17 protein-coding genes and 1 tRNA gene are annotated in these 20,411 nt (G+C 46.8%); 9 read left to right on the top strand and 9 right to left on the bottom strand.

What is annotated here, in order from left to right; translation table 11 throughout:
- Positions 1-84: 84 nt before the first annotated feature.
- Positions 85-1,425 carry a dihydroorotase gene (locus tag JS578_09660; GenBank protein QRX63136.1) on the bottom strand — a complete coding sequence of 447 codons (1,341 nt, stop codon included), beginning with the start codon at positions 1,423-1,425 and terminating at the stop codon, positions 85-87.
- The gene (locus tag JS578_09655) at positions 1,422-2,189 is read right to left on the bottom strand and encodes a polyprenol monophosphomannose synthase (protein ID QRX64982.1); all 768 of its coding nucleotides are present in this window, start codon (positions 2,187-2,189) and stop codon (positions 1,422-1,424) included. The genes JS578_09660 and JS578_09655 overlap by 4 nt, the downstream gene beginning before the upstream one ends.
- A gap of 112 nt (positions 2,190-2,301) precedes the next feature.
- Here JS578_09655 and JS578_09650 point away from each other — a divergent pair.
- A tRNA-Met gene (locus JS578_09650) sits at positions 2,302-2,374 on the top strand.
- A gap of 78 nt (positions 2,375-2,452) precedes the next feature.
- The gene (locus tag JS578_09645; protein QRX63135.1) at positions 2,453-2,926 is read left to right on the top strand and encodes a septal ring lytic transglycosylase RlpA family protein; all 474 of its coding nucleotides are present in this window, start codon (positions 2,453-2,455) and stop codon (positions 2,924-2,926) included.
- On the opposite strand, the gene JS578_09640 is transcribed toward JS578_09645, so the two are convergent.
- The 5 genes from JS578_09640 to JS578_09620 all read right to left on the bottom strand — a co-directional run bounded on the left by JS578_09640 (position 2,844) and on the right by JS578_09620 (position 8,397).
- Positions 2,844-5,129, bottom strand: a complete 2,286-nt coding sequence (locus JS578_09640; protein QRX63134.1) for a GH92 family glycosyl hydrolase — start codon at positions 5,127-5,129, stop codon at positions 2,844-2,846. The two genes, JS578_09645 and JS578_09640, sit on opposite strands and share 83 nt — an antisense overlap.
- Before the next feature lie 18 nt (positions 5,130-5,147).
- Positions 5,148-5,315, bottom strand: coding sequence for a glycoside hydrolase family 125 protein (locus JS578_09635; GenBank protein ID QRX63133.1), 168 nt, complete (start codon positions 5,313-5,315; stop codon positions 5,148-5,150).
- A gap of 98 nt (positions 5,316-5,413) precedes the next feature.
- The gene (locus tag JS578_09630) at positions 5,414-5,875 is read right to left on the bottom strand and encodes an Lrp/AsnC ligand binding domain-containing protein (GenBank protein ID QRX63132.1); all 462 of its coding nucleotides are present in this window, start codon (positions 5,873-5,875) and stop codon (positions 5,414-5,416) included.
- Between the two features lie 87 nt (positions 5,876-5,962).
- Complete coding sequence (locus tag JS578_09625; protein QRX63131.1) at positions 5,963-7,156, bottom strand: amidohydrolase; 1,194 nt, start codon at positions 7,154-7,156, stop codon at positions 5,963-5,965.
- Entirely contained in the window at positions 7,156-8,397 is a 1,242-nt protein-coding gene (locus JS578_09620) for a DUF1015 domain-containing protein (protein QRX63130.1), read from the bottom strand. The genes JS578_09625 and JS578_09620 overlap by 1 nt, the downstream gene beginning before the upstream one ends.
- Positions 8,398-8,524: 127 nt before the next feature.
- Here JS578_09620 and JS578_09615 point away from each other — a divergent pair, with 127 nt between their 5' ends.
- The gene (locus tag JS578_09615) at positions 8,525-9,025 is read left to right on the top strand and encodes a DMP19 family protein (GenBank protein QRX63129.1); all 501 of its coding nucleotides are present in this window, start codon (positions 8,525-8,527) and stop codon (positions 9,023-9,025) included.
- Positions 9,026-9,038: 13 nt separating this feature from the next.
- On the opposite strand, the gene JS578_09610 is transcribed toward JS578_09615, so the two are convergent.
- A complete protein-coding gene (locus JS578_09610; protein ID QRX63128.1) occupies positions 9,039-11,573 on the bottom strand; it encodes a glycoside hydrolase family 9 protein in 2,535 nt (844 codons plus the stop codon).
- Between the two features lie 130 nt (positions 11,574-11,703).
- Between JS578_09610 and JS578_09605 the strand changes: the two genes are divergently transcribed.
- From JS578_09605 to JS578_09580, 6 genes are all read left to right on the top strand, one after another.
- The gene (locus JS578_09605; protein QRX64981.1) at positions 11,704-11,961 is read left to right on the top strand and encodes a tyrosine-type recombinase/integrase; all 258 of its coding nucleotides are present in this window, start codon (positions 11,704-11,706) and stop codon (positions 11,959-11,961) included.
- 262 nt (positions 11,962-12,223) lie between these two features.
- The gene (locus tag JS578_09600) at positions 12,224-13,306 is read left to right on the top strand and encodes a DNA cytosine methyltransferase (protein QRX64980.1); all 1,083 of its coding nucleotides are present in this window, start codon (positions 12,224-12,226) and stop codon (positions 13,304-13,306) included.
- Positions 13,299-14,948, top strand: coding sequence for an ATP-binding protein (locus JS578_09595; protein QRX63127.1), 1,650 nt, complete (start codon positions 13,299-13,301; stop codon positions 14,946-14,948). Before JS578_09600 ends, JS578_09595 begins: the two co-directional genes overlap by 8 nt.
- 189 nt (positions 14,949-15,137) lie before the next feature.
- Positions 15,138-15,707, top strand: a complete 570-nt coding sequence (locus JS578_09590; protein ID QRX63126.1) for a 3'-5' exonuclease — start codon at positions 15,138-15,140, stop codon at positions 15,705-15,707.
- Between the two features lie 105 nt (positions 15,708-15,812).
- On the top strand, positions 15,813-16,745 hold the full coding sequence (locus JS578_09585) for an SIR2 family protein (protein ID QRX63125.1): 933 nt from the start codon (positions 15,813-15,815) through the stop codon (positions 16,743-16,745).
- A 13-nt stretch (positions 16,746-16,758) separates the two neighbouring features.
- Positions 16,759-18,468, top strand: coding sequence for an ATP-binding protein (locus tag JS578_09580; GenBank protein QRX63124.1), 1,710 nt, complete (start codon positions 16,759-16,761; stop codon positions 18,466-18,468).
- 122 nt (positions 18,469-18,590) lie between these two features.
- On the opposite strand, the gene ltrA is transcribed toward JS578_09580, so the two are convergent.
- Positions 18,591-19,886 carry a group II intron reverse transcriptase/maturase gene (ltrA, locus tag JS578_09575; GenBank protein QRX64979.1) on the bottom strand — a complete coding sequence of 432 codons (1,296 nt, stop codon included), beginning with the start codon at positions 19,884-19,886 and terminating at the stop codon, positions 18,591-18,593.
- Positions 19,887-20,411: the final 525 nt, after the last annotated feature.

Here is a 20,411-nt window from a genome sequence, read left to right as displayed (position 1 = left end):
TGTTTCAGCTGCAAAAGTACAAATTAAACGGCAGTCACCCTTAACTTTTCGGTTAAGGTATAGTAACATCGCAAAAAAAGTGACTCAGCGTTCAAATGTAAGCAACTGTCCCGCGGCACAATCCGACACACGCCCCTCATCGTATGCCAGCATACCATTCACGAATGTCTTGCTCACGCTGTTGCCAAAGGTGACCCCCTCGAAAGGAGACCAGCCGCACTTGTAAAGAATGTTTTCCGGGGTAACAGTGAAGGGAGCCGAAGGATCAACCAAAACCAGGTCAGCATGGTAACCCTCCCGGATGAAACCCCTTTCCCGAACACCGAAGAGGCGTGCAGGAGCGTGACACATCCGCTCCACCACCATTTCACGGGTGAAGATCTTTGCATCGGTCATCTCCCACATTGCTGCCAGCGAATGCTGTACCAGCGGACCACCAGAGGCAGCTCTGATGGCACCGCCCTCCTTCTCACTCAGGAGGTGAGGAGCATGGTCGGTAGCCACCACATCAAGGCGTCCGCGACGCAGTGCCTCACGGAGCGCTTCCCGATCGGCCGCCCCCTTTACCGCCGGGTTCCACTTGATGCGGCTTCCCATGCGGCCATAATCCTCATCACTGAACCAGAGGTGGTGAACACATACCTCTGCCGTGATTTTTTTCTCTGCCAATGAGCCTTCGGAGAAAAGGCTCATCTCCTGCGCCGTGGAGAGGTGCAACACATGCAGGCGGCTGCCGTAATGGTCGGCCAGCTCCACCGCCTCGGCCGAAGAACGGTAACAGGCTTCCGCAGTTCTGATCAGCGGATGCATGGCAACAGGCATCTCCTCTCCGTGCAATCGGATCATTCGATCCCTGTTCTCACGAATCAGCTCCTCACTCTCGCAGTGGGTGGCGATCAACATCTCTACCTCGGCGAAGATCTTTTGCAGCGTCCTGCGGTCATCCACCAGCATGTTGCCCGTAGAGGAACCCATGAATACCTTCACCCCACAGGTAGTTACCGGATCAACCTTCATCAGCTCCCGGATGTTATCGTTGGTGGCACCCATGTAGAAGGAGTAGTTGGCAGCAGAGCGTCCCGCAGCCAGCTCCTGTTTGCGGCGAAGCTCATCGTTGGTAATGGTCTGGGGCATCGTGTTGGGCATCTCCATGTATGAGGTGACACCTCCTGCCACGGCAGCCCTGCTCTCGCTGAAAATATCCCCCTTGTGAGTCAGACCCGGTTCACGGAAGTGCACCTGATCGTCAATCACACCGGGTATCAGGAAAAGCCCCCTGGCATCGATCACATCGTCACAGCGGGAGAGCAGTTGTTCCGGCACCTCATCGCGAAAGATGCGTGCAATTCGTTCACCCTCTATCAGGAGTGAGCCGGTAAAGGTCTCCCCCTCGTTGATGATGGTTGCTTTTTGTATCAGTATCATGAGGATAGTTGTTTGGATTGTTTGCGTGGTTTTATTTGTCCCAACTCTTTTCTCCAGCGCAGGTTGATCACGCCGAAGAATGCTTCACCGAATATGCTGCTGTTCATCTTGGAGGTGCCCAGCTGCCGGTTCACGAAGATGACCGACACCTCTTTAATGCTGAAACCCAGCACTTTGGCGGAATACTTCATCTCAATCTGAAAGGCATAACCCTTGAACCGAATCTGATCCAGGTTGATGGTCTCCAGCACCTTGCGTCGGTAGCAGACGAAACCGGCAGTGGTATCCTTCACATTGAGTGCTGTCACCAGGCGTACATACTTCGATGCGAAGAAGGACATCAGCACACGCCCCATGGGCCAGTTCACGACGTTCACACCGGTGGCATAGCGTGATCCCACAGCCACATCAAATCCATCGTCATGACAGGCGGCATAGAGTCGTGGCAGATCCTCCGGGTTATGCGAAAAGTCGGCATCCATCTCGAAGATATAGTCGTACGATCGCTGCAATGCCCACTTGAAACCATGGATGTAGGCAGTCCCCAGTCCCAGCTTCCCCTTCCTTTCTTCCAGAAAGAGGCGACCTTCAAACGGACCGCTCATAAGGCGTTGCACGATGGCCGCGGTGCCGTCGGGTGAGCCGTCATCGATCACCAGGATATGAAACTGTTGGTCCAGCGAAAAAACAGCTTTTATGATGTTCTCAATATTCTCTTTCTCGTTGTAGGTGGGTATAATCACTACACTATCTGCCATTGGAATCAATTTTATTTCAAAAGTACACCATTTGGCGCACAAATAAAAAAGTTGGTGAAATATTTTGTATCATCAAAACAAATTCCTATCTTTGCAGTCCCATTAAGGGAAACTAAATCGCGGAGTGGAGCAGTTGGTAGCTCGTTGGGCTCATAACCCAAAGGTCGTAAGTTCGAGTCTTGCCTCCGCAACATTTTTAAAGGAAAGCAGTTCTGCTTTCCTTTTTTTTCTGTTTATTTGCAGGGTAGAACCGATCAATAGCCCTGTCGATGTTTCGAATCACTATTTTCACTGCACTGTTGCTGCTGTCATTCCTTCCTTTATCAGGGCAGGCACAACAGGCTGAACAGGTACTGGGAAGGGCCTCCTATTATGCCGGGCGTTTTCACGGCCGGAAAATGTCAAACGGAACCTCCTACCACAGAGACAGCCTCACCTGTGCACACCGCACCTATCCTTTCGGCACCTTGCTTGAGGTGACCAATCCCAAAAACAACAAGAGTGTCATCGTAAAGGTGACTGACCGGGGACCCTATATGCGCAACCGGATCATTGACGTTTCTCATGCAGCCGCCCAACAGCTGGGAATGCTGAAACAGGGGGTCATCACGGTGGAAATCAGGGAACACATCCCTGATGCGGATCTTTGGCAAATGAACCCTACCTCTTCTCGTTTGAGAAGGAATAGGGAGCATCCGACTTGCGGATACCTCTCTCCCTGTTCGGTTTCTCCGACATGGTGAAGTCAATCTTTGCCCCCTCCATCAGTTCACCGTGGGTGAAGTAGTTCTTCGTGTAGCTTCTGCCGTTGAGCTCTACCGAGGAGACAAAACGAGTTTCGTGTGCGTTGTTGGGTGCATTTATTTCCACCCTGTTTCCATTCTCCAGGTGTAGTGTCATCTTGTTGAAGAGTGGTGAACCGATCACATACTGGTCGCTACCCGGGCAGACAGGGTAAAAACCGAGGGAAGAGAAGACATACCATGCCGATGTCTGACCATTGTCCTCATCCCCGCAATAACCGTCGGGATGGGGTGTGTAGAGCTTGTCCATCACCTCTCGCACCCGGTACTGAGCCTTCCATGGCTCACCCGCGTAGTTGTAGAGATAAATCATATGTTGGATGGGCTGGTTGCCGTGTGCATACTGTCCCATGTTCGTGATCTGCATCTCACGGATCTCATGAATCACCCCGCCGTAGTAGCTGTCGTCGAAGAGTGGGGGCATCACGAATACCGAGTCGAGCATCTCCACGAAAGCCCTGTTGCCTCCCATCAAGTCGATCAACCCCTGCGGATCGTGGAACACCGACCAGGTGTAATGCCAGCTGTTCCCTTCGGTGAAGGCATCCCCCCACTTGGTGGGGCTGAAGGGCGACTGGAAGGAGCCATCCTTGTTGCGGCCACGCATCAGCTTGTGCTCAGGAGAGTAAAGATTGCGGTAGTTCCGGCTTCTTTTGGCAAAGAGATCGATCTCCGCCTGTGGGCGCTTCAGCTCCCTGGCCAGCTTGTAGATGGTCCAGTCGGCATAGGCATACTCCAGCGTGCGTGCGGCGTTCTCGTTGATCTTCACGTCGTAGGGTACATAACCCAGGGTGTTGTAGTACTCATGGCCGAGACGCCCGGTAGAAGAGACCTGCGGATGTACGTGCTCGGTGCCGTGAAGCATCGCTTCGTAAAGCGTTTCAATGTCATAACCGCGAACCCCTTTCAGCCAGGCATCCGCTACCACCGAAGCGGAGTTGTTACCAATCATGATGCCGCGGTGGCCGGGGCTGGCCCACTCGGGCAGGAAACCACTCTCCTTGTAGGTATTGACCAGCCCCTCCTGAATCTCAGCGTTCACCGAGGGGTAGACCAGATTGAGCAGGGGGAAGAGCGCACGGAAAGTATCCCAGAAGCCGGTATCGGTATACATGTAGCCGGGAAGGACCTTTCCGTTGTAGGGACTGTAGTGAATGATATTGCCATCGGCGTCCACCTCGTGAAACTTCCTGGGGAAGAGGGTGGAACGATAGAGCGTGGAGTAGAAGGTACGCTTCTGGTCGAGGTTGCCACCCTCCACCTCAATCCTGCCAAGCACCTTGTTCCAGTCATTGCGACCCTCCTGTTTCACCTGTTCAAACGATTTGCCGGTGACCTCTTTCAGGTTCTGCCACGCCTGTTCATAGCTGATGAATGAGGAGGCCACGCGGGCCACCACCTGCTCACCACGGTGGGTGGCAAAACCGATGAAAGCACCGGTGTGGCTTCCGTCAGCAGCGAGTTCCTCATCCAGTATCTCACCATCTTTCACCGCACGGTGCAACGTAAAGGATTTATCGAAGAGCACCACGAAGTAGTTTTTGAAGTTTTCAGGAACACCGCCGCTATTGCGGGTGGTGTAGCCGACAATAGCATTATTCCCGGGGATAATTTCCACTGCGGATCCCTTGTCGAAGGCATCCACCAACACGATGGCGCTGTCTGTCTCGGGGAAGGTAAAGCGGAAAATGGCAGCCCGCTCAGTGGGAGAGATCTCGGTGGTGATGTCGTAGTCGGCCAGATAGGCACTGTAATAGTAGGGCTTCGCCACCTCAGCCTTATGGGAATACCAGCTTGCCCGTTTCTCCTGCGCAAACTCCATCCTGTCGGTCATCGGCATGATGGCAAACTGACCGTAGTCATTCATCCAGGGACTGGGCTGATGGGTCTGCTTGAAGCCGTTCAGCTTGTTGTCGGTATAGGCATATTGCCATCCGTCACCCATCTTGCGGGTCTGGGGTGTCCAGAAATTCATCCCCCAGGGACGTGCGATGGCCGGGTAGGTGTTGCCGTTGGAGAGAGCGAACTCCGACTGGGTACCCATCAGTACATTCACGTAATCCACGGGGTCGTCATAAGCCTTTCCGGCCAGAGGAGCTGTCAGGCTCAGCAGCAGGCTGAGTGCCAATGTATATCTTTTCATATTTTTGTCTTGCAGGGGTTAAAGGCTGTTTACCAGGTTCATTTTCCCTTTCTTATCGAGGTCGACGATCAATTCCCCAAAGAGGGTATTGACCCAGGCAAACCAGCTGCGGGTGAATTTTGCAGGGTCGTCCTTGTGAAAGGACTCATGCATGAAGCCGGCACCTGCATCGGTATGGCGCAGCATGCGGCAGCAGTGACACAGGAGGGGTCGATTTTTTGATATAGCTCCTTCGTGTAGTCACACAATGTAGTATGGTGGTTAATCATTTCTTAGGAAACCGGTTACAATTTCACCGGCAATTTCTTGCGGAAGCCATCCTTGAAGCAGATCAAGGTCTCGGTACGGGAGAGGCCCAGGGGTTGTAGTTCCGAGTGGATGATGCGCAGCAGATCTTTGTTGTTCTTCGCGTAGACCTTGATAAGCAGGTCGTACTGACCGGTAGTGTAGTAACACTCCACCACCTCGGGAATCTTTTCCAGCTCTTTCACCACAAAATCGAACGTTGAAGGAGAAGTGAGAAAAATCCCCACATAGGCACATGTCTCGAAGCCGATCTTTTCCGCATCCACGATAAACTCCGAACCTTTCACCACGCCAAGTTGTATGAGTTTCTGCACCCGCTGGTGAATTGCCGCTCCAGAGACACCGCATTCGCGGGCCACCTCCAGAAAGGGTATGCGTGCGTTGTCGATGATCATTCGCAAAATCTTCTCATCCAACTCATCCAGTTCATGTTGTGCCATAGTGTAAGTTTTAATCTGTCAGTAAAATAGGTTGTTTTATGCAAAAATAGTAAAATATTCGGATCTCTGAACATCAACCAAATCAAATCACTCCATTTTTAAGCATTTTAAAGCTATGGCAGCAGGCAGTCCGGTGGCGGTGCGCAGCGCCTCCTCGTCGATGAGGAAGCTACCGGAGTGGAGGGCTCCTGATCTTTTGTTTGTTGGCGACACCCCGAAACGGTAATAGCAGCAAGGGTATTGTTGGGTGAAGAAGCCGAAGTCGTCGGCTGTCATCCGTCGCGGGTATTCCCCCACCCGCTCTGCGCCCAGCCATTCAGCCGCCGCAACTTTGACCTCCCGGGTGACTGTCTCGTCACTGATCACGCAGGGATACCCTTCCGGCAGCACTGCCTCACACCGGCAGCCGTAGGCTGCTGCAGTGTCGGAAGCGATTTGCGGGATCAACCCAAGCATCTTCCGCCGCTCCTCCTCGTTCATGCAGCGCAGGGAGCCGGCGAGTGTCACCTCCGGTGGGATCACGTTGGTGGCACCGGCAGCAATGAAACGCCCAAAGGAGAGTACGATGGGATGGAAGGGATTGCTCCTGCGACTGGCCAGCTGCTGCATGGCCACCACAATCTGCGAGGCGGCCAGCACGTTGTCGTTCAGCTCGTGCGGGAGGGCACCATGTCCACCCTGACCCTTCACGGTGAGGTGCACCTCGTCGGCCGAGGCCATCACCGTGCCGCTCTGAAAGGCCACATGTCCGGCCGGCAGGTCAATGTAGGCATGCTGTTTAATTATCATGCAGGGGTTGTAAGCCCCGAAGAGATTGTCGCGCAACATCAGGGAAGCACCCCCGGGCGATTGCTCCTCACCCGGCTGGAAGACGAAGAGCAGCGTGCCGGCAAAATGTTGGCGCAGCGAGTGGAGCATCTTCACCGCACCCATCAGTGCAGCCGCCTGAGCATCATGGCCGCAGGCGTGCATCACCCCCTCGTTCAGCGACCGGTAGGAGACATCGTTCTCCTCCTGCACCGGCAGCGCATCCATGTCGGCCACGAAGGCGATGCAGCTCTCCGACAACTCCTTCTCCCCCTTCACCTCAGCCACAATACCGTAGCCGCCGATTCCGCTCCGGAATGAGATCCCCTCCTTTTGCAGGAAGGCGGCGATGTATGCAGCCGTCTCCTGCTCCCGGTAGGAGAGCTCGGGATGGCTGTGGAGGTGGCGGTAATGACCAACCACCTCCGGGAAGAGTTGCTCCGTCAGGAGACGGATCTGCTGCAGGAGGTCCATCAGTGCAGGTTGTGGATCACCAGTCCTGAGCGCAGCTTCGGCTCAAACCAGGTGGTCTTGGGCGGCATGATGTTGCCGGTGTCGGCGATGTCCATCAGCTGCTTCATCGATACGGGGTAGAGGGCAATGGCCAGGGCCATCTCACCGCTGTCGACCCGTTGTTTGAGTTCTCCCAGTCCCCGGATACCTCCCACGAAGTCGATCCGCTTGTCGCTGCGCAGGTCCTTGATGCCAAGGATCTCATCGAGGATGAGGCCGGAGGTGATGGTGACGTCGAGCTGGCCAATGGGGTCGCCGTCGTCGTAAGTGCCCGGCTTGGCGGTAACGCTGTATGAGCGTCCGTCGAGGTAGATTGAGAAGTTGTGCAGCTGCTTCGGCTTCTGTATCTCTGATCCGGTGGGCTCCACCGTGAAGTTTTTCTCCAGCCGCGTCAGGAACTGATCGGGTGTGAGTCCGTTGAGATCCTTCACCACCCGGTTGTAATCGATGATGGTGAGCTGGTTGTCGGGGAAGCAAACCGCCATGAAGTAGTTGTACTCCTCATCGCCCCGGTGGTCGGGGTTGTTTTTCGCCTTCTCGGCACCCACCAGTGCGGCGGCGGCGGAACGGTGATGACCGTCGGCGATGTACATGGCCGGCATGGCGGCGAAGAGCTCGGTGATGCGGCGGATGTCTTGCTCCTCCGTTACCAGCCAGAAGTGGTGTCCCACACCATCAACAGAAACAAAATCATATTCCGGTGCAGTGGCAGAGACCCACTCCACGATGGCGTTGACCTCGTTGTTTTCCGGGTAAGCGAAGAAGACCGGCTCGATGTTCGCATCGTTCACCCGCACATGCTTCATCCGGTCCTCCTCCTTGTCGCGCCGTGTCAGCTCATGCTTCTTGATCTTCCCGCTCATGTAATCCTCCACGGCGGCAGCCACCACAAGGCCATACTGCCTTTTGCCGTTCATGGTCTGGGCATAGACGTAATAAAGCTCTTTCTCATCCTGCAGGAGCCATCCCTTGTCGCAGAACATACGGTAGTTCTCCGCCGCTTTCAGGTAGACATCCTCGTCGTGTTCATCCTTGCCTGCGGGGAAATCGATCTCCGGCTTGATGATGTGGTAGAGCGATTTCTCATTGCCTTCAGCCTCTCTGCGGGCCTCTTCTGAATTGAGTACATCATAGGGTCGGGAGGCCACCTCGCGGACCATCGTGCTGGGCGGCCGTACGCCCCGGAAAGGTTTTATTTTCATCTTGTCAAACGTTAAAAAAGTTATCATCGCAAATGTAGCCATTTTCTCCTGAATAAAGACATGCCGGAAGGCAGATTTGGGAAAAAACAGCTACTTTTGTTTCAACAACAAATTAAACTTTTATGGGATGGTACAGATAGAGGAAAAGCAGATCATTGCAGCGGCGGAGAAGGGGATGGATGAGTTCCTGAAAGTGTTCACCGACGCCTACCTGGAGCTGCTTGGCGGCGACATCACGGCCGAGAACATGGAGCTGCTGAACGGTTACCAGCACACCCTGCTGGCCTACCGCTTCTTCACGGAAGAGGTGAACGAGGGAGGCTTCGTGCAGCTCATCCAGAACGGCTACGGCGGTTATCTCTTCAACAACCCGGTGGCCAAGGCATTGAAAGAGATGGGCGCCAAGGGGATGTCGAAGATCCTCTACAAGGCGAAGGAGATCTACGATGCCCATCGCGAGGAGCTTGAACGGGAGACCAGCGAGGAGGAGTTCATGGCGATGTATGTCGACTTTGAACAGTTCGATGAGCTGGAGGAGAAGTTCTTCTATCTCGAGGAAGAGGAAACCCTCCAGGTTGCCCAATATGTAGATGAGCACCTGGAAGATTTCGCCGAAGTTATTCAGTAGCCCAACAACAGGATCATTCCTTCACCAGGTTCTTGAAGGCCGAGCCAAAGATCAGGTAACCGGTGTTGCCTGCGATGGTCCCTTCGTTCTGACCCCAGAGGAAAGGCCAGTCGTCGTAATTCTCAAAGTGGTCCGGTTGCCGGAAGAGGATGCCGGGAGCCATGTTGCCGGGGATGAAAGAGAAGTCGGCCCTGTTGTTGCCGTAGAACACCTCCTTGGGGCGTGTGGCACCCAGGGTGGCCACCAGTGAGTAGTTGTGATAGGGATGGCATCCATAGAGCCAGCTGGCCACCTTGTAGGCATGGCTTTTGTCGATCAGCTCTGGATAGAACTCGTTGGCAATGCAGAGGGTGGTTCCGTAGTTAACCACGGCACCTCCCCCGGCCCAGTTAGCCAGGCCGATGGGCAATCCGTAGGGGTTGTCCTGTTCCAGTTCGTCGATGTAATCCTTGTATTTTGCCACGTAGGGACGCAGTTTCTCCTTGTAGGATGCATCCAGGTGAGGGATGGCATTAAGGGCCGTCAGTATCTGGAAGTTGACATTTCTGTCGAGTGCCGGCCAAAGCAGCTCTTGGAAACGATCGAGATACGATTGCTCACCGGTGGAGATATAAAGTTGCAGGTAGGAGCCGATGTCAAATGGTTCAAAGCCGCGGCGCCCCTGCCGTTCAGGTCTCTCTTCAAGCAGTTCCGTAGCCTCTTTCAGCAGTCGTTTCGATTGCACCAATGCCCTTTCCGACAGGTCGTCGTTGTAACCTTTCAGCGCCCTGCTGGCAGCGGCGAACATTGTAGCCGCCCTGAGGTCGAGACCCGGGTTGCGGCTGGTGAAGGCCCACATATCATCCTTCACACCACTGGAGCGACCGTCGGCGGCCACCTCGTAGGGACCCAGCTCCGGGTTGTAGGGAAGGCCGTCGGTGATGGAGGCCGCGTCGCCCAGGTGGTGGTAGTTATCCAGCACCGCGTTGGAGAGCGTTTGCGCCATGTGACCGATGATTTCCGCCTGCGCCACCAGCTGCATGGTACCATGCTCAATGAACTGCAGCATGTCGGGGGTCCCGTCGGGGCGGTGCAGGTCCACATAGCGTTGCGTGTGATCGACAAAGGTCTGGTCGCGTAACGGCTTGAAATATTCCCAGGTGTGCACGAAGTTCTGCACCACGTTGATGTTCGATCCGGTCTCGATGTCAAAATCACCCGCGTCGAAGAAGCCCCCCACGTTCAGTCCGGGGATCAGCTCCAGCGCCTTGTACTTCGTATCGGTGGTGGGACCCTGTCCGTGCAGGTCGAAGTGATCGGTGTTGGGCGGTGCCTGCAGGTAACCCTCCTTGAAAGGCTCCCCGTGCCACACCCTGTAAGCCTGGTTCACGTACATGTGGTTCATGTGTATCGGGATCCAGATATCGCTTGTGGCATCGGTGATCTGGTCGTAGACATTCTCTTCGATGATGAAGTTGTTAGTGATGCAGTCGCCGTAGCGAATGTAGTAGATTCCGGGCGTGTTGACCGCAGAGAAATCGAACTTCACGTAGTGATACTTGAAGTAGTCGCCCCAGGGAGTGATCTTGCCGGTGAACACCTCGGAGGCATTGCCATCCTCTCCAATCCTGTAGATCGAAGCGGTTTCGAGCGGCTTGTCCTTCTTGTCCAGTTCAATCACCGATATTTTAGGTTGCTCAGGGATGTATCCCACCTGTGAGAAACCGATGTTGGGTTCCCGCACCCAGCCCTCCACGGCATTGGGCTCCACCGTCCAGGTCAGCACCTTGCCCGTTTTGCCGGCCGGCAGGAGGCTGCGTACCACGAACCAGCCGTTCTGTGCCAATATGCGGCCATCGAACAACATCAGGTCCGCATCGTGTGAGGTGATTTTCACCATCCGCTCGGGGGCATCGGGAGCCAGCAGCATGGAGCGTCCCGATTCGAGCGGGAGGGGATCGATGAACTGGCCTGTACCGCGGTCGTCAGAGGTGACATATCCCTTGAACTGTTTCGTCTTCTCGCTGTTGGGACGTGTCACCGTGTTGCCCACGGTGTAGCGCGGGAAGCGGTTGGGCCTACCATCCATCAGAAATGCTTTTGCCCAGTATTGAGAAGGGAGGAACTCCAGGTTAAAGCCCGCTTTTCCCACCAGCTCTTCCGGGAGCGGCTCATCGAGCCATACCGAGATCTCCACCCCGTTGCCTTTCGCGGTGACCACCACGCGCGAATCGAAGTCGTACTCCTCATACCGCAGCAACGATTCAATGCTTTTGGTTGCAGGATCCACCTTCCTGGTGGGAATCTCCGGCACCAGGTCCCACTGTTCCGGGGTATTGGAAAGGCGTACCGCACCACCCTGTGCCGTGCGCACGCCATGGTGAATCAGTTCGATGCCTGCATTTTTCTCATCGTTGAAGCCACCGGTAAAAAGGTTACTGTATACCAGCACGTTGACACCCTGTTTTTCAAAATATTCCAGCTCATTGAGGGTCAGTTGTTGCGCCTTGGCATGATTACCGGCTGCGAAAAAAAGGAGTAAAAAGGGTAAAAAAGTCAGTCGTTTCATGGAAATCAAAAAAATATTAAATCATCAATTGTTGTTTCTCTCGGTTTTGAAAGGCGTAAAGATAAACAAAAAAGGTAAAAGTTACACACAATACCAATTTTGGAATCATTAAGCAAGCAACACCTCTTTTATCCCCACTGCGTTATTTGGAAAAGAAAAAAAGAACCGATACACTCTATTAGGAAATAAGACATTGGATACTTTGCGGTTATATATCAAGGAATACCAACCAAAAGATTGTTTGTTTGAGGGATCAAATGGGGGGCAATATTCAATCAGAAGTGTTCAGAACATACTAAAAATCTCTTTAAAGAAAGTTGGGATTCATAAAAATATTTCTGTACATTCGTTGCGTCATTCTTTTGCTAAACACTGGCTTGGGATATGAAATCCATTGGATAACCCTGATATTTAAGAAAAACGACATATTATACTCAATCAATAAGTTATGTATGCGCAATTGCATTTAAACATACAACTTTTTATATAACTCTAGGAATTAGTTTATTAGAAAAACAAGGAGGGAGTATATATGAAATATATACGCAATTGTATTGCGTATACACAAATGTTGGCTGCAAGGCTAACAAACCCAACAATTCACTATAATTGTGACATTTAATAAGAATATGACAACAAAGAAAAAGATAATGAAACCGACAAAGAGAAAGCAAAATCTGCCGAAAGTTTCGGGGGTTGACTTATTTTGCGGAGTGGGTGGACTGACTCACGGACTTATAAAATCAGGGATAAAAGTAAGAGCGGGCATAGACCTTGACACAAGTTGTAAATACGCATATGAAGTAAATAACAAAGCTGAATTTATTGGAGCGGACATTACGGAAATAACAGGTGAACAAATCCAAAAATATTGGCAGGATGATGAAGTGAAAATTTTAGTGGGTTGCGCTCCTTGTCAGCCATTTTCCACTCACGCAAACAAAGTAAAAGACCAAGACAAAGAACAAGGAGATAAGTGGAATCTTTTAAAAGAGTTTATCCGATTGGTAAGAGAAACCACACCAGACATTATTTCAATGGAGAATGTTACAAATCTTTCAAACAAACAAGTGTTTAGAGACTTTGTGGGTCAACTTGAAGAATTAAAATACAATGTTAAATATCAGAATGTCTATTGCCCTGACTATGGTATTCCTCAAAAGAGAAGACGATTGGTATTACTTGCTTCTCGTTTCGGTGAGTTAAATTTAATTGCCCCTACCCATAAAAAAGAAAAATACAAAACCGTTCGAGATGCCATTTCACATTTGGAGCCAATTGAATGTGGCGAAATAAGTGAAAAAGATAAACTTCACTTCACCACTAAGCTAACAGACATCAACTTACAAAGAATCAGGGCGTCTGTTCCTAACGGAACTTGGGAAGATTGGGATGCAAATCTTTGGTTGGAGTGCCATAAAAAAGAATCAGGAAAAACATATAAAGCTGTTTATGGTAGAATGTCGTGGGACGAACCTGCACCGACTATTACAACACAATTTTACAACTATGGAACAGGTCGGTTTGGTCATCCTGAACAGGACAGAGCATTGACCATTCGTGAAGCATCAATTCTTCAAAGTTTTCCTCCGAAGTATAAGTTTGTTGATAAAAGTCAAGAAGTTATGCTAACACGCATCGGCACACATATAGGTAATGCAGTTCCAGTCAATCTTGGTTTAGCCATTGGAAAGAGCATAATCAAACATTTAAACGAAATCAGCAATGGATAATTTTACCTTCAATATATCATTGAGCGTTCTCAACCACTTGGGGCGGAACTTATACCGAAACTTTATTACAGTTCTTGGAGAAGCAATTTCAAATTCTTGGGATGCTGATGCTAAAAATGTTTGGATATATATTGACAGGGAAAACAATCACCTAATTATAAAGGATAATGGTGACGGGATGACATCAGATGATTTTCAAAACAAGTTTCTGAAAATCGGTTACTCAAAACGAAAAGATGGAGCGGATAAGACAAACTTACATAGACCTTTCATTGGACGAAAAGGCATTGGAAAACTTGCCCTATTATCTTGTGCAAAAAGGATTCATATATTATCAAAGACAGCGGAAACTGAATTTGTTGGGGGAGTGATTGATAATTCAGGGTTAGATAATGCTATACACGATGATTTAACTCCACAACAATATCCATTAGAAACTGTAAATACCGAACTCTTTGGAAAACACCTTGATGATTTTAAAAAGGGAACGATTATCTATTTTGAAGACATAAACGATGGGATTAAAAATAGAATTGAATACATCAGAAAACTTATTGCTCTGTTTTTCAGATTCTCACTAATTGACGATTCTTTTAAAATATCTCTCAATGATGACCCGATTACCTTGAATGAATTAAATGATTTATCACAAAGCACTCAATTTGTTTGGCAAATAAATTCGATTGAAGACCCATATTTAAAAGAGAAAGTTTCGCCAACCCTTGAACATATAAAAAGATATGAAAAGCTTACATCACCATTAAATATTAGTGGTTTTATAGCTTCTGTAAAAAAACCTGAATATTTGAAAATTAGGAACACACAAGAAAAAGTGACTTTAGATTTATATGTAAATGGAAGATTAAGAGAAACCAACTTACTAAAACATATACCAACAACACGAATAGTTGAAAGCTATACTTATGGGCAGATTCACTTTAATAGTTTAGATGGTGAAAAAGACAGGTTTACAAGTAGTCGCGAAGGAGTAATTTCTGATGATCCTCTTTTTCAATCACTACTCAGTGAACTAAAAGACAATATAATGAAAAGAATTATAGAAGATTGGGATAATTGGCGGGTAGAATTAAGACAAGATGGTGATTCAGAGAATACAACTCGAATGACCAAAAAAGAAAGAAAGTCAAAAGAATTAGTAAATACAATCTCAGACGAATTCGTTCCAACCAAAGAATCAATTTATCGAAGTAAAGTTGACGAATGGCTTGAAAGCCTAAGTAAAGACGCTGAATTTAATGTTACAACTTATGCAGAATGTTTTATTAGTGAAAACCTACTTCGTAATTATATAAATCACAAACCTGTTCCTTTATCACCAGAAGCGATTTCAGAAAGCAAGAAATGGAGAGACAAAGAAGAAGCAAATAAAAATACTGCAAACATTAGCTTTGACTTGCGACAGTCCAAAGAAGACCTCGTTTACTTGGATATGGACAACTTAGCCAACTTAATTGAAAAAGTTGACCCTTTAAAACAAGCAGGACTATCAAGGGATGCAAAGGAATATAAGCCTATCCGTGATGCAATGGCTCATACTGCTTTGTTAACGCAAAACGCTAAGCAGCGACTAAACTCAACCTATGAAAATATTAAGGCAAGAATTAAAAAAATACTCGGATGACAAGAAGCCCAGCAGCCAACAGGCGTTTGGCTCAATGGCGGGTGTAGTGGTTAATTGAACATTCTAGCTCGCATCAACTTTTGTGGTGTATTGACAGTTTTGTGCTCCGAAATCCGCCACTGCGCCAAGCGCCGAAACGTTACCAGCAAGCGTGAAAAAAGAAAAATCAACATACTAAATACTATCACTATGTACCTATTTTTTGACACCGAAACAACTGGACTTCCAAGAAACTGGAAAGCACCTGTAACAGATTTGAACAATTGGCCTAGACTTGTTCAATTAGCTTATTTATTTTACGATAAAAACGGGAATAAAATTTCTGCCGGAGATTATATTGTTAAACCAGAGGGTTTTACAATACCTATAGAAACTTCTCGTATTCACGGCATTTCAACAGAACGTGCTATTAGAGAAGGAAAACCATTAATAGATGTTTTGCAAAAATTTCAATCTATGATAGAACAAGCAGAATATTTGGTTGCACACAATATGAGTTTTGATGAAAAAATTGTTGGTGCTGAATTTTTGAGAAATAAAATGTCCGATGGTGTAGCACCTAAAAGAAAGATTTGTACAATGCAAAGCACGACTAATTTTTGCGCAATCGAAGGACCTTATGGTTATAAATGGCCTAAACTTTCTGAATTGCATTATAAACTTTTTAGAACTGGTTTTGAGGAAGCTCATAATGCTGCAGTTGATATTAATGCTACTGCAAAATGTTTTTGGGAATTGAAACGGCTTGGAAAAATTTAAACTATAGATATTACACTTTCTGATTTATTTCCTAATTCAAATACAGGGTTAAGTCAAATAGGTTTCTTTTTTGGAGCTGGGTCTTCATATGCTGCTGGTTATCCATTGACTTATCAATTAACAATTGACGTATTAGAAAAACTTAATTCTACTGAAATTAAGTTGATTGAGAAGATCCTTAAAGCAGAAGGACTTAATCTTAATGTTTCTAAAGGAGAACCTGATATTGAAATAATTTCAGACAAATTAAATCAAGCAAAAGCAAGAGGTGGCTATGCCGGAGTCAATTTGTTAATTGATTCCATTAGAAAACAAATTGTTAGTGTAATAAGTGAAATTGCTAATCCTAATCTTGAATGGCATGTAAATTTTCTAAATGGATTAAAAAAACGCATGCAACATAGGAATGAATCGGTTTGGATTTTTACAACTAATTATGATTTGTTATTCGAATTTGCTGCATCTATCGTAAAAATTCCAATATTCAATGGATTTGAAGGAATAGCCCAAAGGTTTTTTGATATTGAAAGGCTAGAACTTACTTATGGCAAAATAAAACCAAATAGGACATTTGAACAACTTAATGAACCACACATTAATCTGATTAAGCTGCATGGTTCAACATCTTGGTTCAAAGAGAGTAATAACATTATTGAATCATTTTCACCTGAAAAAACGGAAAATAGATGTATGATTTTACCCAAAAGGACAAAGGTTATTGAAACTCTTGAATCCCCCTACGATAAGCTTTTCAGATATGCGTCATCAGTTATTGGAAAGCAATGTAAATTTATTGTTTCATGTGGATATAGTTATCGTGATAAACATATAAACGACATTCTTTTTAGCTCTAAACTTCGAGATAACTCAATTCGAGTTTTTGCATTGTCTAAAGATGAAACTCCCGAGATCATACAATTAAAAGACAATCCAAGTTTTCATTATATGGTTAGCAATAAATTACATTATAATGGAAAAGATACAGACGGCATCTTTGACCTTTGGGATTTCAAAAAATTTATCGAATTATTTAATTAATAACCAATATAATATGGCAGAATACAAAATTGGAAAAGTTATTAACGTCTCATCTGACCTGATTGATATATCTCTTTATAATTTTTCAGATTCTGATGAAACGGTTTACGGTGTACCAGATAACATGAACGTAATAATTGATACACCAATTGGGCCAACACCTGTTTTGATTGGTCAACCTGGCACATTTGTTTTGGTTGCAATTCCAAATGGAACTTTACTTTCAATGATTACTGATATTTCAATGAAAGAAGTATCCACATTAAATGGCGAGATTAAAAAAGCAGAAAATTCTAATGAATATCTAATTCAAAGTCCGCTTAGAATTATTTCTGTAATTCCTGTCGGAACAATAGATACTTCTGGAAAGTTTGAAAGGGGAACAGACCTTCTCCCGACAGTAAACAACGATGTATTTGCAGTTTTGCCAGATGTAATTGATAAAGTCTATGAATCGTTTGCAGAAGGAAATTTTTCAATTGGTGAACTCTCTTTACTTAAAGATCAAGAAGCAAAAATTAATCTTGATTCATTTCTTTCAAGACACGCAGCCGTGTTAGGACAAACAGGTGGCGGAAAATCGTGGACTGTAGCTTCTTTACTTCAAAGTATTTCTACATTTCCTAAATCTACAGTTGTACTTTTTGATCTTCATGGAGAATATAAAACAGCTTTTGGCGACTATGCAGAATATATAAATGCGGGTGATTTAGAATTTCCTTATTGGCTTATGAAAAGTGATGAACTTTTAGGATTAATGGTGGATAGAGCAGAATCTGCTGCACCAAACCAGATAGCGAAATTTAAAGAGTTACTTCAAGCTGCAAAAGAAAATCACGCTGAAAACCAAACATTAGATATTCCTAAAATTACTATTGATACGCCTGTCCATTTTGACTTTACTAATATTATTGATGAATTTAGACGGTTAGATGTTCAAATGGTCCCCGGAGCAACTGCTGGAAGATTGATAAAAGGTCCGCTAAATGGTGATTTTACTCGTCTATTAATGAGAATTGATTCAAGACTGAATGACAAAAGATATGACTTGATATTTAATCCTGTCACATATAATACATCGGCTTCAATGGAAGGACTTTTTCGTAAAATTTTAGGTGAAGAATCAAATCCCAAGAAAATAGTTGTTATAGACCTAAGTTCAATCCCATTTGATGTTCGAAATTCGATAATATCCTTAATCCTAAGATGTATGTTTGATTTTGCTTATTGGTATAAGAAAGTGAATTTAAAAGCTTATCCAATTTCTGTATTTTGCGACGAAGCACATATATACTTTAATGACAAAGACCCAAATTCAGAAGCCGCAAGATTATCAGCCGAGAGAATTGCAAAAGAAGGAAGAAAATATGGAATAAGTTTGACTGTAATAAGTCAAAGACCTAGAGAAGTTTCAGCTACAATTTTATCACAGTGCAATTCATTTCTTTGCATGAGAATTTCAAATCCCGAAGATCAATCGTATGTAAAAAGTTTATTGCCTGATTCAATTAGAGGGATTGTAAGTATGTTTTCAAATCTAAGAAGAGGTGAATGTACTCTATTAGGCGATTCAGTAATCATGCCGACCAGAATTAAAATACGCAAACCTGATCCAACACCAAACAGCGATGACACTTCATTTTACAAGGAATGGAATTCGCCATATGAAAAAATAGAATTCAACCCTGTATTAAATGCATGGAGAAAACAACAAGTTGAATGAGGTTGAGGCACTAAAAACGAGGTAATACAAAAAATTAAAAAAAACGCCAGCTGGTAATCGAGTAGACTGCCCCGCCAGCCTTGGCTGACGGGGAGAGCCTCTCACACCACTGTACGTACGGTTCACGTATACAGCGGTTCGTTAAGAAATGGAGCAATTTTCTGATAATAAGTAAACATAGGTTCGTAACCGCGTTGTTGCAGACGTTCCACCGTGATGGTGGTTTTCAAAATAGGGCTACAGGCGACCGCCCATGTACCCATTCGGCTACGGCTGTGGCTGTATGCGTGTTCAAGGTCAACGCCCAAACGTATCAGGTTTTTCCGTCTTCGTTCGGATTTCTTCCATTGTTTCCAGATACAGCAACGTAACCGGTTACGCACCCACCCATCCACATCTTTGAGTTTTTCCTGGATACTTGCCATGCGGTAGTATTGAAGCCAGCCTCGCTGTACTTCTTTCAGTTTGTGGATACGCTCATCGAAACTGGCGGGTGTGGTTTTTCGGGTGATGGCTTTGAGTTTTAGTTTCAGGTTTTTCCATCCTTTGCCGCTTACCACCAGCTGGTATTTGCCTTTTTCCCCCTTTTTGTAAGTGGGCACAAAACCATATCCTAATAGCGAAAAGTTTACGGGGCGACGGATTCCACTTTTCTCCCGATTAATAGGCAGGTGTAGTTTACTCTTTAGAAAGAGAAAGATCTCGTTGCCTGTTTTGCGGGCTTGCCATTGGCTTTTGCAATAAATGCTAAAGTCGTCAGCATAGCGGACAGACTTTAATCCACGTCTGTCTAATTCTTTATCCAATTCATCTAACATGATATTGGAGAGAATCGGGCTCAGCGGACTGCCCTGTGGTACTCCTTTTCGGCGTTTGACTAACTTCCCGTTGATTAAAATCGGCGCTCGCAGCCATTTGCGGATAAGACGCAGCGTAAGCGGGCATTTTACCTTGCGATACAACAATTGCAGCAAAATGCAGTGGTCTACTTCGTCAAAGAAGCTCTTCAGGTCAATGTCTACTATATCCTGATAACCATTGTTTATATACTCCAATGCTTTGAGTACCGCTTGCAGGGCATTCTTATTCGGGCGAAATCCATAACTGTAATCCTCAAATTCCATTTCGAACCGGTTGGCTAAAACTTGCCCTACGGCTTGTTGAAGCATTCGGTCAACCACGGTAGGCACACCTAAAAGACGTGTCTTCCCATTTCCCTTGGGTATCTCTACCCCCAAAATGGGTTGTGGCAGGTAAGTGCCATTTAACAATGATTGCCCTATACTTTCCCTGTTCTTTGTCAGGTGGTCGTATAGTTCGCTTACAGGCATCCGGTCAACTCCTGCCGAACCTTTGTTCTGCCTGACCTGTTGCAATGCACGCATCATGTTGTGACGGTTAATCACTTGCTCGATCAATTCCATTTCGTTTTTGTTTGCTAATTTAATCATCTTCTCTTGCCCTGTTTCGCTTGCTACAGGCTATTTCATTGCTGAAAATCCATGTCGCATTAAAAACTTCTTAACGTTCAGTCCTTCATTACGTTCGTGAGACCTCCGACTCTCTGGATTTCTATCACTTGCCGGCTCGTTTTCCGTAATTACTATGACCTCGGCTGACTTCTCATTACATTTTACTGCTTAGAGATCTCCCCCGGTAAGAGCTTTTTCCTTCCTCCAATCCCTGCGGTATCTACATATCTGTCCACAAACTACCTTTTGGGCGTTACAATGATGTGGTTGCTTACCCAGGACAATTATGCCTCATATACCGTTTCTGTTCGTCAGTACCGGATTTTGCAGTCTCGCTTCCTTCACTGCTGTCGTCACCAACAACCAGCTTGCGACTTGCTAATGCTTCGGGCACGACCCCGTGCATAAGGGACTTACACCCTCTGGAAAAATACACCTGCTTAGAGCATTGTTTAACCAAAATTATTTGTA

The organism is Dysgonomonadaceae bacterium zrk40, assembly GCA_016916535.1.
In the GTDB taxonomy this organism is placed as follows: Bacteria; Bacteroidota; Bacteroidia; order Bacteroidales; family Dysgonomonadaceae; genus Proteiniphilum.
The sequence above is the reverse complement of the archived record's forward strand: the minus strand, read 5'-3'. Positions and strand labels throughout refer to the sequence as shown.

Coding starts and splice junctions, on each gene's coding strand:
- JS578_09660 (QRX63136.1), bottom strand. CDS start 1,425: ATGATACTGATACAAAAAGCAACCATCATCAACGAGGGGGAGACCTTT.
- JS578_09645 (QRX63135.1), top strand. CDS start 2,453: ATGTTTCGAATCACTATTTTCACTGCACTGTTGCTGCTGTCATTCCTT.
- JS578_09640 (QRX63134.1), bottom strand. CDS start 5,129: ATGAAAAGATATACATTGGCACTCAGCCTGCTGCTGAGCCTGACAGCT.
- JS578_09635 (QRX63133.1), bottom strand. CDS start 5,315: ATGCTGCGCCATACCGATGCAGGTGCCGGCTTCATGCATGAGTCCTTT.
- JS578_09630 (QRX63132.1), bottom strand. CDS start 5,875: ATGGCACAACATGAACTGGATGAGTTGGATGAGAAGATTTTGCGAATG.
- JS578_09625 (QRX63131.1), bottom strand. CDS start 7,156: ATGGACCTCCTGCAGCAGATCCGTCTCCTGACGGAGCAACTCTTCCCG.
- JS578_09620 (QRX63130.1), bottom strand. CDS start 8,397: ATGAAAATAAAACCTTTCCGGGGCGTACGGCCGCCCAGCACGATGGTC.
- JS578_09615 (QRX63129.1), top strand. CDS start 8,525: ATGGTACAGATAGAGGAAAAGCAGATCATTGCAGCGGCGGAGAAGGGG.
- JS578_09610 (QRX63128.1), bottom strand. CDS start 11,573: ATGAAACGACTGACTTTTTTACCCTTTTTACTCCTTTTTTTCGCAGCC.
- JS578_09600 (QRX64980.1), top strand. CDS start 12,224: ATGAAACCGACAAAGAGAAAGCAAAATCTGCCGAAAGTTTCGGGGGTT.
- JS578_09595 (QRX63127.1), top strand. CDS start 13,299: ATGGATAATTTTACCTTCAATATATCATTGAGCGTTCTCAACCACTTG.
- JS578_09590 (QRX63126.1), top strand. CDS start 15,138: ATGTACCTATTTTTTGACACCGAAACAACTGGACTTCCAAGAAACTGG.
- JS578_09580 (QRX63124.1), top strand. CDS start 16,759: ATGGCAGAATACAAAATTGGAAAAGTTATTAACGTCTCATCTGACCTG.